Raw genomic sequence first — 15,430 nt, 5'->3', positions numbered from 1 at the left:
TATGCTTAAAAAAAAAGTTAATGCAACACATTTTCCTCTAAAATCCATTTAGCCGCTTTTTCTGCAATCATTAACGTGGGCGAGTTTGTATTACCGCTGGTGATGGTGGGCATTATCCCCGCATCCGCAATGCGTAACCCCTTGACGCCCAGCACTCGTAATTTAGCATCCACAACGGCCATCGGATCATCAGCACAACCCATCCGTGTTGTGCCTACGGGATGAAAAATGGTGGTACCTATGTCGCCTGCCAAGCGCGTTAGCTCGTCATCACTTTGATACTCAAGCCCCGGTTTAACCTCCTCGGGAGCATATTTGGAAAAAGCCGCTTGCGCTGCAATGTGCCGAGTAACGCGCAGTGAATCAGCGGCCACCTTTCGATCCTCGTGGGTACTTAAATAGTTGGGCGAAATAGCCGGAGCATCAGCTGGATTGGAGCTTTTCAGGCGGACTGTTCCGCGACTGCTCGGATTTAAGTTGCATACGCTGGCGGTAATGGCCGGATAAGGATGTAGCGGCTGCCCAAATGCCTCAAGGCTTAATGGCTGAACGTGGTACTGAATATTAGCGTGCTCATACTCGTTAGAGCTGCGCGTAAAGGCGCCAAGTTGTGAAGGTGCCATGCTCATGGGGCCGGTGCGCTTGCACAGATACTCCCAGCCAATGCCTGCTTTACCCAGCAAAGTGCCTGCTACCGCATTGAGCGTTTTTGCATTGGTGACACGATACACTGAACGGATCTGAAGATGATCTTGCAGGTTCTCGCCTACACCCGGCAGGTCATGCACTACCTCAATGGCGTGCTCTTCAAGATGCGCTTTAGGCCCAATACCCGATAGCTGCAAAAGGTGCGGCGAGCCAATGGCACCGGCACACAAAATTACTTCTTTGCTGGCGCGGGCGTTCAGGTTTTTCCCGCGCTGGGTAACGTCTACTCCGTTACAGAGTGGACTGCCCTGACCATCTTCAAAGCAGAGCCGATTCACCTGGGTAGAGTGCCAAAGCGTCAGGTTGTTACGTTTAAGCGCGGGGCGTAAAAACGCCTTGGCGGTGTTCCAGCGCCAGCCATTACGCTGGTTGACTTCAAAGTAAGCAACACCTTCATTATTGCCACGGTTAAAATCCTCGGTGCGGGGAATACCGGCCTGCACGGCCGCCTCGGCGAAGTCGTCCAACACTTCCCACTTCAAGCGCTGCTTTTCAACCCGCCACTCACCGCTATCGCCGTGAAACTCGCGCTGCTCGGCATCCGCATCGCCTCCTTCATCCAGCCGGTAGTGGCTTTCATGCTGCATAAAGTCCGGCAGGCAGTTCTCCCACCGCCAAGCATCATCACCCACGACCTCAGCCCAGTGGTTGTAGTCGCGCGCCTGGCCGCGCATATAAATCATGCCGTTGATACTCGAACAGCCGCCCAGGGTTTTACCCCGCGGGTAAATCAGCGAACGGCCGTTCAAGCCTTGTTCTGGCTCGGTGCGAAACAGCCAATCGGTGCGCGGGTTATTAATGCAGTACAGATACCCCACCGGAATATGGATCCAGTGATAGTTATCGCGCCCACCCGCTTCGATTAGAAGCACCCGATTATTCGGATCGGCGCTTAACCGGTTGGCCATCAGGCAGCCTGCGGTGCCTGCACCTATCACAATGTAGTCAAATGCCAAGGTTTGTTGTTGTGTCATTTGCCTTGCTCCGCATCGACTTATTTGGCCGTCGGCATCACAAACTCAGCCCCGTTATCAATCGAGTCTGACCAGCGCTGCATAATTGACTTCTGCCTGGTATAAAAACGTACGCCCTCCTCGCCGTAGGCGTGGGTATCGCCGAACAGTGAACGCTTCCAACCGCCAAAGCCGTGCCACGCCATCGGCACCGGGATAGGCACATTGATACCGACCATGCCAACCTGAATACGGCGCCCGAACTCTCTTGCCACGCTGCCGCTTTCGGTAAAGCAGCTGACGCCGTTACCGAATTCATGGTCGTTGATTAACTGAATGGCCGTCGCGACATCCGGCACGCGTACGCACACCAACACCGGGCCAAAGATCTCTTCTTTATAGATCGTCATTTCCGGCGTGACGTGGTCGAAAAGCGTGCCGCCCATCCAGAAGCCGTCGGCACAGTCACTACCCACCTGGGTAGTATCAAACTCACGGCCATCCACGATCAGTTTCGCACCTTCAGACACGCCTTTTTCGATGTAGCCGGTAATACGCTGGTGGGCCTGACACGTTACGATCGGCCCCATTTCGGCATCCAGCTGCATGCCATTTTTTACTTTTAGCGCTTTAGCGCGCTCGGCAAGCTTGGGCACCACGCTATCCGCCACGTCGCCGACCAGTACCGCTACGCTAATCGCCATGCAGCGCTCGCCCGCCGAGCCGTAGGCGGCGCCGATTAACGCATCCACCGCTTTATCCAGGTGCGCATCAGGCATCACGACCATATGGTTTTTCGCCCCGCCCAATGCCTGCACGCGCTTGCCGTGCCTGGCACCCCGCTCATAGATCAGGTTGGCAATTGGCGTCGAGCCAACAAACGAGAGCGCTTTGACCTCGGGGTGATCGATTAATGCTTCAACAGACTCCTTCCCTCCCTGCACCACGTTAAACACGCCATCGGGCAAACCGGCCTGCTTCAGAAGGTCTGCCAGCATTAGTGACGCGCTAGGGTCAAGCGGGCTTGGTTTGAGAATAAAGGTGTTACCCGTGGCGATGGCGATAGGGAACATCCACATCGGCACCATGACCGGGAAGTTAAACGGCGTAATACCCGCCACAACGCCAAGCGGTTGCCGGGTTGTCCAATTATCAATACCGGTACTGACCTGCTCGGTGTAGTCACCCTTAAGCAGTTGGGGGATACCGCAGGCAAACTCGACAACATCGATCCCGCGCGCCACCTCGCCCTGGGCATCGGTAAATACCTTGCCATGCTCTTGGGTGATCGCCTCAGCGAGGGCATCTTTATGCGTATTCAATAATTCCAGAAACTTGAACAGCACTCGGGCCCGGCGAATGGGCGGCGTATCGGCCCACGCAGGAAACGCTGCACTGGCCGCATTTACAGCCGCCTCCACATCGCTTTGTGACGCCAGGGCGACACGGCCGGTGACTTGGCCGGTGGCTGGGTTAAACACATCCTGGGCATCGCCAGAGCGACCTTCGCTGATCTGACCATTAATAAAGTGCTGAATGGCTGTTGTTGTCATCATCACTACCTTTATAAGCAGAACCAATGGGATCTGCCCAGACTAGCGTGATTGTTGGCGCGATCAATTGAGTAAATTTAAACCGGGATATAAGCTCTGCTAATAACAAAATGAAAACCAGGAGGCGCCATGCACGAATACGCGACACTACGGGCATTTGTCATGGTCGCCCGTCTAGGCAGCGTCTCACGCGCGGCTGAGCAACTGCACCTTACCCAGCCCGCCATCAGCCTAAAGTTGAAGCAGCTTCAGCTAAGCTTGGGGCTTACTTTGTTTGAACGCCGCCCCCAGGGCTTAGCGCTAACGCCTGATGGCCATGCCCTGCTACCCTCCGCCGAGAAAGCCCTGGCAAGCGCCTATGCTTTTGAGCAAACGGCCAATACGTTGCACAGCACGCCAAGAGGCAAGCTCAAGATAGGCACGATTGTCGATCCAGAATTTATTCGCCTGGGCGCTTTCCTGCGCCGTCTAATGACGCAAGCACCGCAGCTTGAAACCGAGCTTCATCATGGGATGAGCGGCAATACGTTAAGGCGTGTTGAGCAAGGCGACCTGGATGTGGGGTTTTACCTGGCGCCACCCGGCCTGGGAACCCACCATGAGGCGCTTGCCTGGCGCGAGCTGACCCACTTTCACTACTACGTTGTTGCCCCGATGGGCTGGGATGCCCAATTGGCCGATACGCGCTGGGAAGCCCTGGCCCGCTTGCCCTGGATCGTCACGCCAGAGGACTCGGCCCATCACCGCCTTTTACAACACACACTTGCCAGCAGTGGCGCCACACCCAATCGCGTCGCTCAGGTCGATCAGGAGGCCTGCATGCTGGACTTAGTCCGCGCGGGCGTTGGCCTGAGCCTTGCGCGCGATGCTCTGGCTATGACCGAGCGTCAGGAAAGCGGCCTTGTCGTTGCCAGCAATATTTGCCTGCCCTGCGCACTTAGCCTGATTTGGCGCCATGATCGTGCAGAAGAACCTCCCATTGACGCGGCATTACGTACGCTGAACGAAGTATGGCCCTCGCTTTAAAGAAACTGGCTTTAAAAAGATGGACGGAACTATCACGAATACATACGCCAGCCAACCATTGATAAAAGACGTACGCACTTTTTATTGCCACCCTGGAAATGCCCTTTGGCGGGTCAAATTCAGGAGTAATCGATAACGCCGTTTAGGCTATTGCCACCGGTAAAAATAAAGCGCCGCCAACATCCTGGCGGCGCTTTTTAGTGTGAAAACGAAAACGCTATCAGCCCGCCTGCTGGGCCTGGTGCTCAAGCTCTTTGGTGACATCCGGGGTAAGCTTTAACGCTTGCGCCAGTTGATCCAACCAGGCGCGCTCCATGGGGTTCTGGTCATCAGTTACTGCGACACTCATTAAATACATTTCCCGGGCAGCCTGGGGCGAGTCCGCTTCGCGGGCAAGCGCTTCGGCATCCAATGGAGCCTTTAGCTGCCTTTCGACCCAGTTATGCATTTCCTGGTCGGCCCCTAGCGCATCGATCTGCTCCGTAATCAGCACCTGCTCCTGCTCATCAATATGCCCATCGGCGCGAGCTGCCATTATCATGGCCTGCAGCAGTTCAAGGCTACGCCGCTCCTGAACCTCACCGCTTAATACATCAACACGCTCGCCTTCTGCGTTACTGCTGGCGGCGGGTTGATTTTTAGCGGCCTGTGAATTCTGCCAGGCCTTCCAGGCCAGCATGCCAACCCCAGCAATGGCACCATACTTAAGCGCCTTACCGCCCATGCTCCGGCCACGTTTGGAACCGACCAGCATGCCCATGGCACCACCACCCAAAAGGCTTTTCATATCGAACCCGCTGGAACTTCCCGACTGGCTTGAGCGCTGATCACTACCGCCCCCGCCCAACTGACGAGACAAGCCCTCCAGCATGCCCTTCACATTGACTCCGCTGCTGCCTTTTTGGCTGCCACCGGCCTGCTGCATAAGCTGTTGAAGAATTTTACTAGCGTTCATCCTTGTACTCCTTGGGGCTGACAGATTGTACTGACAATGTACGTGCTAACCATGTACGTACTGGCAACGAATGCACGCCTAGATCCTTACTGAGTCTAGAGGACCTGCGCCGGTATAACACCTTGCACTTGTACCGTGCTTCCCTGACGGCTGGCACGTACTTCTATACGAACCGGCATTTGCTCTTTGAGTTCGCTGACATGAGAAATAATTCCGATCATACGCCCGCCCATTTGCAGCTCGCTCAGCATCGCAATGGCTTGGTCAAGGGCATCCTGGTCCAGGCTGCCAAAACCTTCATCGATAAATAGCGTATCGAGCTGAATGCCACCGGCATACGCCTGCACCACGTCAGAGAGGCCCAATGCTAGCGCCAGCGCGGCCATAAACGATTCGCCACCCGAGAGCGTCGCGACGGGGCGATTTTTACCGGTATACGTATCAGCAACATCAAGCTCTAGGCCGGACGCCTTATTACCTTTAGAAGGGTCTTCACGGCGCACCAACTGATAGCGCCCCCGACTCATCCGCACCAGCCGCTCGGACGCTTGGATCAGCACATCATCCAACAGCACGCCAAGCACAAAACGCTGCAGGCTAATGCGATGTCCGGTGCGCCCATTGGCGATCTCACTCAGCGTTCCCCACAGCCGATACTCGGCTTCAAGCTCCGCCTCGGCGGCATGGGCGGCCTTGAGCTTTTGCTGAGTGGCGGTTAGCTGTGCAATCCGAGCCGCCAGGCGCTGGTAGGTTTGATTACAAACCTGCTCATGCGCCTGCGCGCTAGCCACTTGCTCCGCCAAAGCGGTTAAATCAGGCGGCGTTAGCCCCTCAAGGCGTGTCTGGCTTGCCTCAAGTTGACCATCCAGCTTGGCCAGCGCCTGCTGAAAGAGGGTGACGGTTTCAATAAGCGCCTGGCGCTCGGGCGCTTCCAGACGGGCCTGAATGAAGTCAGCGTCGTTGTCGAAAGCGCTACTGCTTAGCGCCAGTTGCCATTCGTTTTGGGCCGCGCTTAGCGCCTGAGTCGCGGCGGCGGCGCGCTGGGCACTATCTGACAGTGTGGTTTCGGCGCGGGCCAGCGCCGTTTGTGCGTGATGAGCACTCTCCTGAGCAGATTGCCACGCCGCCTCAGACTGCTGAATGTCGCTTTGCACACGGCCAAGCTCTGCCTGCAGCGCCTCAAGTGACCCATGTGGCTCGGGCAACGCCCTGCGCAGTTGCTCACATTGGGCTTCCAGCTGATGACACCGCTTTTGGGCGGCCTCTAACTCAGGCTGTTGTGCCTTTATCTGGGTATCCAGCGCTTTCCATTCGCTGCGCTGTTGCTCAAGTGTGCGCTCCTGGGTTGCCAACTCTCGAGTAAGCACTTGATAGCGCTCAACATGTCGCTGGCTCTCCTGGCAAGCAGCCTCCAGTGCGCTTAGTGGCTTGGCGCCCCACTCGCCCAGCGTATGACGTAAGTACTCGCTCTGCTCATCGTTATACTTAAGCTGTTGGGTCAAACGCTGCTGCAACTGTTGAGCTTGCACCAGCGCTTGATGCGCCTGCTCATGCTCCGTGCGTGCGCGCTTCACATCGGCCTGGGTAACGGGGGGCTGCTCTTGTACGGCGGGTGCAGGGTGATCACGGCTGCCACACACCGGGCAGGGCTGCTGGGATTCCAGCCGAGCGGCGAGTAACGCGGCTTGGCCCTGGTGCCAGTGCATCTCCTGCTCGGTGGCGCGACGCTTATAGCGCTCAACCGTTTGCCGATGATGCTCAACATCGCTTGCCGCCTGAGCCACTTGCTCGGCAAATGTAGCGCGCTGGGATTCAAGCCCGGCCAGTGTTTGCCGCTGCGCGTGCAGCGCTTGGCGGCTTTTTAACACCTCATCGCAACCTGCAAGGTGATTGCGCTCCGCCTGCTCCGCTTTCAGCCTGGCGGCAAGTGCCTCGCCCTGCTCAGCGATGGTGTCGCGCTGCTGCGTTTGTTGGTCAAGCTGCCGATACAGGCTTTGCCATGTTTGTTGCGCCTGGTGTAGCGCCTGCTCTACACCAGTGAGCGCCTGAAATTGCTCCAACGCTTGCTGTAAACGGCCAGCCTGTTCACGGCGTTCCGGCAACTGCTGGTAGCGGCTTTGTGCCTGGTGTAACGCTTGCTGAGCGTGTTGATGCGTCGCCTGCTGTTTTTCAACAGCCGTTTGAGCCTGAACGCGCTCTTGCTGGGTAGCGCTTGCCGTTTGCTGCGCTGTTTGCACGCGGTGAAAGGGTTCGGCCAGCGCCTGGGTTTGCTCATGGGCGCTTAGGCGCTGTTGAGCACGCTCTATTTCCGGCTGCTGGTGTAGCCGCTGTTTTTTTTCTGCGCCCAATGCCGTATGGCGGTCAAAAAGCGCCTGACACTCCTGCCCCTGGCGCTCGGCAGCCTCTGCCTGTTCACGCTGCTGTTTAGCAATGGCTAACGCCTTTTCAGCAGCCTGATGCTCTGGCGCCAGCGTTTCCAGCGCCTCAATAAGCGCTGCTTCGCTTTCAATGTCGCTTGCATCCAGAATGCCCTGGACACGGTGCTGGTGATCTTTCACCGCTCGGTCTATCTGGCTGGCCTGGGTGCGCAGATGCTCTTCAATGCGTTGAAAAATATGGGTTTGAAACAGCTGGGAAAAAATCTTTTCGCGATCTTTTGACTCCGCCAGCAACAGCTCCCGGAACTTGCCCTGGGGCAGCACCATCACCTGGCGGAACTGGCTGGCATCCAACCCCAGTAGTGCCTGCACTTGGGCGGTAGCATCGTTAACGCTACGCGCGACGAGGCACTGATTCTCCTTGCCGTTAGCGGTTAGCCGCCACAGCTGGGCTTCTGCGTTTTGCGTTGTCGTCCCTTCGCCTCGCGCCTTAGGGCGCTCCTGCTGAGGCACGCGGCGCACCCGGTAGCTCTCTCCGCGCAGGTAAAAATCCAGCGTTACTTCAGTTAGCAACGTATCGGCGGCCTGGTCGCAACGCATCTGGGTGCCCGAGCGTTCTTCTCCCGTGGTCTGGCCATAAAGCGCGAAGCAGATGGCGTCCAGAATCGAGCTTTTCCCGGCGCCTGTCGGGCCGTTGATCAAAAACAGCGGGCTTCTACCCAGCTGAGAAAAATTGATGGTCTCCTCGGCCGCAAAGGGGCCGAAGGCCTGCATGGTGAGTACGAGCGGCGTCATGGCTGGCCCTCTTCATCGCGGCTGAGGGAGGTGATGACATCACTCATGGCGCGCGCCTGGTCCGCGCTCATGGCGTCACCGCTGGTTTGTTCGAAGAAATCGCTGAACATATCCAGGGCATTAAAGCGCAGCCGTTCGCAATCCAGTTGCTGACGCTGTTGCCCACCCAGCATGCCGGGCTTTTCGAGGTGCAAAACGTTGGGGTAAACCGCGCGCAGCTTGCCCATGGGATCTAAAATAGCGTGGCGGTCGGTTAGCCGAACCAACAAGTAGTCATCGGCACAGAGGTCCTCGTGCCCTTGCCGCAATAGCTCATCGAGCTCACCTTCCAGCACGCGCACTTCGCGCTTGGGCACCAGCGGGCGATGCTCAATGCCGGTCACTCCCTCGTTACCTATATCCACAAGCGTAACGCCTTTACGCTGCCGAGCTTCTGAAAAGCTGTATTTAAGCAGCGAGCCGCTGTAGCGAATATGTTCGCCGCCGCGGTATTGCGGGCCATGCAAGTGCCCAAGCGCGACATAGTCAAAGCCCTGCATGGGCTCCCAAGCAACGCTTTCTGCACCGCCCAGGGTTAACGGGCGCTCGGAATCAGATGCGCTGCCGCCATCTACAAAGCAGTGGCTCATCAGTACCGTTGGGCGGGTAGCGTGGCGCTTCTCACCAATACGCGTTAGCAAGTAGCGGTGGGCGCTATCAAAGTCGCGGACCGGTTCACCGAACTGGCTGCGTACGTATTCCGGGTCAGCATAGGGCACGCCAAAAATATCGACCTCAACGCCGTTGATAGCAAGCGTAACGGGGGTATCGCAGGCGCTCAAATCAGAAAGAATATGCAGCCCCGCCTGACGCAAATGGCGTGCGCCAAAGCCCAAGCGCTCGGCGCCGTCATGGTTGCCGGAAATAATAACCACTGGCAAGCCACGCGCTTGGCAAAGCTCGCCCAGCACATCATCAAGCAACGTAACAGCCGCGGAAGGAGGCACCGAGCGGTCATAGATATCGCCCGCAATCAGCACAGCGTCTACGGCTTCGCGGTCGACGATCTCGATCAGCTGGTTTAGCACGTGGCGCTGGTCTTCAAGCAGTGAGATGTTGTGAAACAATCTCCCCAAGTGCCAATCGGCGGTGTGGAGTAGACGCATGGCAGGCTCAACGGCAGGTTAGGTGGTTGCATCATAACAACCTAACCTGACGGCGTTTAGCCTTTACTGGTGAGAAATACTTACGGGGCCTTGGGCAATTGGCGTTTATGCTCGGTGCGGGTATAGGTGTCAATGATGGTGTTATACGCCTCATCACTGATGGCATCGCCGACCAGGAAGGCATCAATATCCGCATAAGTCACGCCTAGCGCCACTTCATCCGCCAACAGGGGTTTGAGCGTTTCAAGATCAGCAGTGGGCTGCTTTTCAACCAACGCGGCGGGTGCGCCCAGCGCCGCACCGACGTCACGTACCTGGCGTTTGGTTAGCCCGGTGAGCGGCGCAACGTCACAGGCACCGTCGCCATATTTGGTGAAAAAACCCATTAGTGCTTCGGCGGCTTGATCCGTGCCAACCACCAGGCCACTTCGTGCTCCGGCCGCTGCGTATTGCGTCACCATACGCTGGCGCGCCTTGATATTGCCCAACACAAAGTCGCGGTGAGCGTCGTCTCTAAACGTTAACCCGCCCTCTTCCAGTGCGGCCAACAGGGCATCACTTGCCGGTTTAACGTTAACGGTCAGCACATGGTCGGGTTCAATAAACGACAGTGCCTTCTGCGCATCGTCTTCATCCTGCTGAGTACCATAAGGCAACCGCATCGCGTAAAAAGAGGCGTCGATGCCCTGCTCACGCGTCTTATTAACCGCTAACTGCGCCAAGCGGCCACCTACCGTGGAATCCACGCCGCCACTAATGCCTAATACCAGCGCATGCTGCCCTGTATCGATCATTTCGCGACACAAGAAATCAACGCGCTTATCAATCTCTTGCTGCGGGTCAATACGCGGCGTTACCTGCAAAACCGTTTGAATATGCGATTGGGTTGCCTGCTGATCTACCATTCTGGCCTCCTTGCGGTCGAACGTTGATCCATAGCGGATAGCATTTTATTCAGGCTAGAGCAGAAATGTGTTTGGTTCTACTCATCTAATGGCGCGCTACCGTTCAATACATCACGGTGATATTGAGGGATGCACTCCAATGCATAGTGCGCGGCGGCTAGGCGAACGTCGTTACGATCACCGGAAAAGCGGCGTGTCTCGGTAATCATGTAAGTCTTCTGATCATGGAGAAATGCCCAAGCAAAGCATACCGTACCGACGGGAATGTCATCATGCGGTTCAGGGCCTGCAATCCCGGTATTGGCGACGGTTATAGTGGCATCGTTATTATTCAGTGCCCCTAGCGCCATTTCTCGAGAGGTTTCTTCACTGGTAAGCCCATACGTATCAATCGTATCGAAGCTGACCGACAAATAACGATTTTTTGCCTCCGGGGAATAAACCGCCAGCCCACAGTCAATGCACTGCCCGCTACCGGGCACACGGGCCAGCTCAGAGACAATCAGCCCTGCGGTGCATGATTCAGCAGTGGCCAATTTGAGTTTTTGCTGCTGTAGATAATCAGTAATTTGCTTAAGCAATTCCATTGCGTATCTCCTGACAAATCACAATCCCTGTCGTTTTATTCTTCCTCTTAAAAGGTAGCTGTTCTCGAAGAGGGCTGAAAAATCAGCCAGCAAGTTCATCATTTGTTAAAAAGCCCTTATCCATTGATAAGGGCTTAGCGCTGTTTCTTCCACCCATCCGCGTAGGAGCTGTTCTGTAAGCGGTAGTCATGGCGCACCTCTACAATGACCAGGGCATCTGCCCTGGTCATGTGCTGAACTAGCCGGAAGACTTTTTAACTAGAAGCTTTTTGAAAGCGTAATCGCGCCGTATTTGTCCTGCTTTTCCTGGCCATCAAATTCACGCGTGCGCTGAACACCGGAAAAAACGGCTTGCCACTCATCCCAGGCAATGGCAAAGCCAGCGGCCCCTTCTCCTACCCACTCTTTACGGTCAACCGAGTGACTGCTGGAAAACACGTTGCCATCCAGAGTGAGGTTATGCGCGACGTAGTAGCCTTCGACATTAGCGAATACATACCACTGCCAGCCCGTTGTACTCGTCATGCGGCCACGGTTACTGGGGTTGGGGGTAAGCGTCGGGATACCGCTGGCATCATCACCCCAGCGAACGCCATAACCCGCACTAGCGTAGGTATTGAGGTTGCCCAGGGCAACGCTGACACCGGGGCCGTGAGCCAAGCGCTTACCGGCCAGAGGCACGTTATGCCACCACTGACGACGCATGGTCAGGTTAAGCAACGGCTCATCCTTTAACTGGTTATGCCAGCCGCTTGGACGTTCGCTATTGGTAATACGGTGCACCTCACGCTGAATGCTGTCAGCAAGCGATGATGGGCCTACCAGGCCGGCCTCTATATGAAGATCAGTGGCTTGCTGCCAGCGTCCTACCGGAACATCTTCATAAAGTGACATACCTGCATAGACCAGGCCTGCATAGGGGCGGTCGTCCTCAATTAGCTCAGAGCGCTCGATATCATCCGGCGTATAAATCTGGTGCACCAATCGGAAAGCAACTGAATCTGCCTGGCCTATCAAACTATCCGGCAACGCCGTGGCTAAACGCTGAGTCCAGTTTTCCGGGCTGGGCTTAAATGCCCAATTAAGCTCGAAGCCGCTGGTAAAGTGCCCATCGTCACTGCTCATTAGACCGTCATTTTCATGTGTCACAGAAATGACGTTGTTATCTGCATTCGCCAAGGCAGGGAGTAGACTCATTGCTGCTACAAAGAGAAGCAGGCGCCAAGCAGGCAGGCAAACGTTGTACATTGCTCATCCCTTGAGTGGGGGTTAAAACCAAAGTAGCGCCCTCGAAGAGCGCTAGCAAACATTCCTGATTGTATGTAAACATGCAAAAAGATAGCAAGGAAATATTATTCGCCAAACATCAATAACAACCCAACACCCGTGGCGCAAGGCGCTGCCTCTCTTCTGTTCCAAAGGTGGGTAACAGTAAGCATAGCCAGTTCCTATGCCCTCGCTGCGCGCACCAAGTTGGCAGTACCTTGCTGTATGTATTTAAAGAAATAGCCTAACGGTCCCTTAACAGCCACTGCGGAGTAATTTCATGCTGGCCGTTTTCATCCGTGATAAACAGCGAGCCCTCACTCACCATAACCGCCCAGTTAATAGCGCGCGGGAGGTTCTGAGCAATCACTGCCAAGGCTTCTTGAGGCAAGGTCGCTACGTGAAGATTTTTAAGCGTTGCCACGCCAGGAAGTACTTTGTTTTCCCATATATCGGTGCGCCCGTAGGCAAGCAGCGATACGCGCTCGGCGCGCCGTGAGCACCAGGTTAGGCGTTCGGCATCCGGCAAGCCTACTTCAACCCAATGCAGCACCCGCCCATCCAGACTCTTTTCCCATAGTGCGGGTTCATCCACATCGGAAAGCCCGCGCCCAAATGCAATCGCCTCGCTGTACCACAATACATAAGCAATCAGCCGCGCACTCATCCGCTCTTCTGTTTCAGAGGGGTGGCGTGCCACGGTAAAACGTAGCGTTTCATACACCCCACGATCCAGGTCGGTAAGGTTAATATCAACTTTGTAAGGCGTCGCACTAAGGGCCATCAGAATATCCAGCGATAAATTTTGGCTAGTTTACCTGATGCGCGGCCCGATAGGCGCTAGGCATTCCGATAATCAGCCGTTAGGGTGCTGTGTTTTAACGTATCGGCTTCGTGATGAGGCTCACGCCATTGTTCGTCGAGCGCTGCTTGATACCACGCCTGCATCGCTGGCAGCGTCAACAGGTGCTTTGCATAAGCGTTCGAAGCCTCGCTTAAAGGCAAGCCAAACGTTTGTACACGGAAAACGACAGGTGCGTAGAAGGCATCTACCGCCGTAAATTCGTCACCTGCCAGGTAAGGGCCACCAAAGCGTGAAAGGCCTTCCTGCCAGAGCCTATCCAATCGAGCGAGATCAGCTCTGAGCCCAGCAGAAACATCCTGAAGCGTGACGCGCACGCCGCAGTTCATGGGGCATTCGTTACGTAACGTGGAAAAGCCACTATGCATTTCGGCGCTGGCCGAACGTGCCCAGGCACGTATTGTCGCCTCTTTTGGCCATACCCGAGCATGCTGCTCGGCAATGTATTCAACAATGGCCAGCGAATCCCAGACGGCCGTTTCGCCATCCACCAGGCAAGGCACAAGCCCAGACGGCGAAAAGCGAATAAACGTATCTCGACTCGCCCCATTGCCACCCTCAAAGGCCATAACGTGTTCCTTAAAAGGGATATTAAGCGCTTTCATAAGCACCCAAGGCCGCAATGACCAGGAAGAGTAGTTTTTGTTGGCAATGTAGAGATCAAACATGGTTACCCCTTTTTTACGTCAAAAAAGCAAGGATGGCTACGCTAGTCGCATTATGTCGCCTTTCTTTATCCCATAAATTGCCTGTTTCATCGTCTAACAGATTCTTTTTTTACTTTATTTAAACCAAGGTCGTGTATGCAAGAAAATATCAAGCTGTACGATGTTACCGATAACATAGCCAGCAATTAGCACTATCATTGGGAGTACTCGCATGGATGAATGGACGCAAACGTTGTCCACAGGACCGTTGCTAGGCATTGCCGCCGTAGCGGTCTTGTCCCTTTTACTATTGATCATCAGATTCAAGATGCATGCGTTTGTGGCGCTGATGTTGGTGAGCTTACTGACAGCGCTCGCCACGCAGATTCCAGTCAATGCGATTGTTCCCACGATGGTGGATAGCTTTGGGGGAACGCTGGGCGCTGTTGCTCTACTGGTAGGGTTAGGGGCAATGCTTGGCAAGCTCGTTGAGCATTCAGGCGGTGCCAAAGCGCTTGCCGATAAAATGATTGATCTCTTCGGCGAAAAGCGAGCGCCTTTTGCCCTCGGTATCACGTCACTGTTAATGGGCTTTCCGATATTTTTTGATGCCGGTTTGATCGTCATGCTACCGATCATCTTTGCCGTTTCGCGTCGTTTGGGTGGCCCTATCCTTCTTTATGCCATGCCTGCTGCCGCTGCGTTTTCGGTTATGCATGTTTTCCTGCCCCCTCATCCAGGCCCGGTTACCGCATCGGAGCTTTATGAGGCAAATTTAGGGTTATTGCTGCTTGCTGGCGTGGTGATTGCGTTCCCCCTTTGGTGGATATCAGGCTATATGTGGGGGAAAATTGTCGCGAAGCGCTACCCCTTCCCTCTCGCAGACTCCCTGTTCGGCGATGTCAGCGATGACCACGTTATCAACCCGCCTTCTGTCAGCGTTGTTATCAGCATGCTGTTGCTGCCGATTGTGCTGATCTTCATGAACACCGGCTTAAACTTTCTGCGCTCAATGGGCGCTGTGGATAGTGACGCGCTGTGGTTCCAACTGCTCTCAGCCGTTGGCAACACGCCGGTAGCGCTGCTTATTTCAACGTTGGTGGCAATGTTAGTACTAGGCCGCCGCCAAGGTATCGGAGGCAGTGCGTTAGAAAAAATACTGGATTCTTCTCTGGGGCCGATTTGCTCGGTAGTACTGATCACAGGCGCCGGCGGTATGTTCGGTGGCGTACTCCGGGCATCCGGCATTGGCGATGCGCTATCAAGTTCGCTCAGCGATATTGGTTTACCGATCATCCTGGCGGCTTATGTCATTGCCGTGATTATGCGCTTGGCCCAAGGCTCAGCAACTGTCGCCCTGGTAACCGCCGCCGGGCTCATGGCCCCCGCCGTGATTGGCGGTGACTTTACATCCATGCAGGTAGTAGCGATTACCCTGGCAACAGCAGCGGGCTCTGTCTTTGCTGGGCATGTCAACGACTCTGGGTTCTGGTTAGTTGGTCGCCTTTTAGGAATGGACGTCAAGACAACGCTCAAGACCTGGACCGTTCAGCAGGCGCTGCAATCTGTTGTGGGGTTTGTGTTCGCATCACTTATTTTTATGCTGTTTTGAACGGTTACGCTGCACAGAAAAACATCAACTAAAGAGCT

The 15,430-nt window shown here is 55.4% G+C and carries 12 protein-coding genes; 2 read left to right on the top strand and 10 right to left on the bottom strand.

Annotated elements, in window-relative coordinates; genetic code table 11:
* Positions 1–17 precede the first annotated feature (17 nt).
* Positions 18–1,682 carry a GMC family oxidoreductase gene (locus tag ACT3T7_RS15615; protein WP_193054523.1) on the bottom strand — a complete coding sequence of 555 codons (1,665 nt, stop codon included), beginning with the start codon at positions 1,680–1,682 and terminating at the stop codon, positions 18–20.
* A 20-nt stretch (positions 1,683–1,702) separates the two neighbouring features.
* Positions 1,703–3,214 carry a CoA-acylating methylmalonate-semialdehyde dehydrogenase gene (locus tag ACT3T7_RS15610; RefSeq protein WP_444631506.1) on the bottom strand — a complete coding sequence of 504 codons (1,512 nt, stop codon included), beginning with the start codon at positions 3,212–3,214 and terminating at the stop codon, positions 1,703–1,705.
* A gap of 129 nt (positions 3,215–3,343) precedes the next feature.
* Between ACT3T7_RS15610 and ACT3T7_RS15605 the strand changes: the two genes are divergently transcribed.
* Positions 3,344–4,240 (top strand): LysR family transcriptional regulator, encoded by an 897-nt coding sequence (locus ACT3T7_RS15605; protein ID WP_444622260.1) that lies wholly within the window; start codon positions 3,344–3,346, stop codon positions 4,238–4,240.
* A 220-nt stretch (positions 4,241–4,460) separates the two neighbouring features.
* On the opposite strand, the gene ACT3T7_RS15600 is transcribed toward ACT3T7_RS15605, so the two are convergent.
* The 8 genes from ACT3T7_RS15600 to ACT3T7_RS15565 all read right to left on the bottom strand — a co-directional run bounded on the left by ACT3T7_RS15600 (position 4,461) and on the right by ACT3T7_RS15565 (position 13,801).
* A complete protein-coding gene (locus ACT3T7_RS15600; RefSeq protein ID WP_444622261.1) occupies positions 4,461–5,195 on the bottom strand; it encodes a tellurite resistance TerB family protein in 735 nt (244 codons plus the stop codon).
* 95 nt (positions 5,196–5,290) lie between these two features.
* Entirely contained in the window at positions 5,291–8,368 is a 3,078-nt protein-coding gene (locus ACT3T7_RS15595) for an AAA family ATPase (protein ID WP_444631505.1), read from the bottom strand.
* Positions 8,365–9,513 carry an exonuclease SbcCD subunit D gene (locus ACT3T7_RS15590; protein WP_444631504.1) on the bottom strand — a complete coding sequence of 383 codons (1,149 nt, stop codon included), beginning with the start codon at positions 9,511–9,513 and terminating at the stop codon, positions 8,365–8,367. The genes ACT3T7_RS15595 and ACT3T7_RS15590 overlap by 4 nt, the downstream gene beginning before the upstream one ends.
* 80 nt (positions 9,514–9,593) lie before the next feature.
* Entirely contained in the window at positions 9,594–10,418 is an 825-nt protein-coding gene (nadE, locus tag ACT3T7_RS15585; protein WP_444631503.1) for an ammonia-dependent NAD(+) synthetase, read from the bottom strand.
* A gap of 77 nt (positions 10,419–10,495) precedes the next feature.
* The gene (locus ACT3T7_RS15580; protein WP_444631502.1) at positions 10,496–11,005 is read right to left on the bottom strand and encodes a CinA family protein; all 510 of its coding nucleotides are present in this window, start codon (positions 11,003–11,005) and stop codon (positions 10,496–10,498) included.
* A 258-nt stretch (positions 11,006–11,263) separates the two neighbouring features.
* Positions 11,264–12,253 (bottom strand): lipid A deacylase LpxR family protein, encoded by a 990-nt coding sequence (locus tag ACT3T7_RS15575; protein WP_444631501.1) that lies wholly within the window; start codon positions 12,251–12,253, stop codon positions 11,264–11,266.
* A 262-nt stretch (positions 12,254–12,515) separates the two neighbouring features.
* Complete coding sequence (locus tag ACT3T7_RS15570; protein WP_192527464.1) at positions 12,516–13,055, bottom strand: YaeQ family protein; 540 nt, start codon at positions 13,053–13,055, stop codon at positions 12,516–12,518.
* A gap of 56 nt (positions 13,056–13,111) precedes the next feature.
* Positions 13,112–13,801 carry a glutathione S-transferase family protein gene (locus tag ACT3T7_RS15565; RefSeq protein ID WP_444631500.1) on the bottom strand — a complete coding sequence of 230 codons (690 nt, stop codon included), beginning with the start codon at positions 13,799–13,801 and terminating at the stop codon, positions 13,112–13,114.
* Between the two features lie 211 nt (positions 13,802–14,012).
* Here ACT3T7_RS15565 and ACT3T7_RS15560 point away from each other — a divergent pair, with 211 nt between their 5' ends.
* The gene (locus ACT3T7_RS15560; RefSeq protein ID WP_444631499.1) at positions 14,013–15,392 is read left to right on the top strand and encodes a GntP family permease; all 1,380 of its coding nucleotides are present in this window, start codon (positions 14,013–14,015) and stop codon (positions 15,390–15,392) included.
* Positions 15,393–15,430: the final 38 nt, after the last annotated feature.

This window comes from Halomonas sp. 111 (assembly GCF_052379685.1).
GTDB lineage: Bacteria > Pseudomonadota > Gammaproteobacteria > Pseudomonadales > Halomonadaceae > Vreelandella > Vreelandella citrativorans.
The sequence above is the reverse complement of the archived record's forward strand: the minus strand, read 5'-3'. Positions and strand labels throughout refer to the sequence as shown.

Coding starts and splice junctions, on each gene's coding strand:
- ACT3T7_RS15615 (WP_193054523.1), bottom strand. CDS start 1,682: ATGACACAACAACAAACCTTGGCATTTGACTACATTGTGATAGGTGCA.
- ACT3T7_RS15610 (WP_444631506.1), bottom strand. CDS start 3,214: ATGACAACAACAGCCATTCAGCACTTTATTAATGGTCAGATCAGCGAA.
- ACT3T7_RS15605 (WP_444622260.1), top strand. CDS start 3,344: ATGCACGAATACGCGACACTACGGGCATTTGTCATGGTCGCCCGTCTA.
- ACT3T7_RS15600 (WP_444622261.1), bottom strand. CDS start 5,195: ATGAACGCTAGTAAAATTCTTCAACAGCTTATGCAGCAGGCCGGTGGC.
- ACT3T7_RS15595 (WP_444631505.1), bottom strand. CDS start 8,368: ATGACGCCGCTCGTACTCACCATGCAGGCCTTCGGCCCCTTTGCGGCC.
- ACT3T7_RS15590 (WP_444631504.1), bottom strand. CDS start 9,513: ATGCGTCTACTCCACACCGCCGATTGGCACTTGGGGAGATTGTTTCAC.
- nadE (WP_444631503.1), bottom strand. CDS start 10,418: ATGGTAGATCAGCAGGCAACCCAATCGCATATTCAAACGGTTTTGCAG.
- ACT3T7_RS15580 (WP_444631502.1), bottom strand. CDS start 11,005: ATGGAATTGCTTAAGCAAATTACTGATTATCTACAGCAGCAAAAACTC.
- ACT3T7_RS15575 (WP_444631501.1), bottom strand. CDS start 12,253: ATGTACAACGTTTGCCTGCCTGCTTGGCGCCTGCTTCTCTTTGTAGCA.
- ACT3T7_RS15570 (WP_192527464.1), bottom strand. CDS start 13,055: ATGGCCCTTAGTGCGACGCCTTACAAAGTTGATATTAACCTTACCGAC.
- ACT3T7_RS15565 (WP_444631500.1), bottom strand. CDS start 13,801: ATGTTTGATCTCTACATTGCCAACAAAAACTACTCTTCCTGGTCATTG.
- ACT3T7_RS15560 (WP_444631499.1), top strand. CDS start 14,013: ATGGATGAATGGACGCAAACGTTGTCCACAGGACCGTTGCTAGGCATT.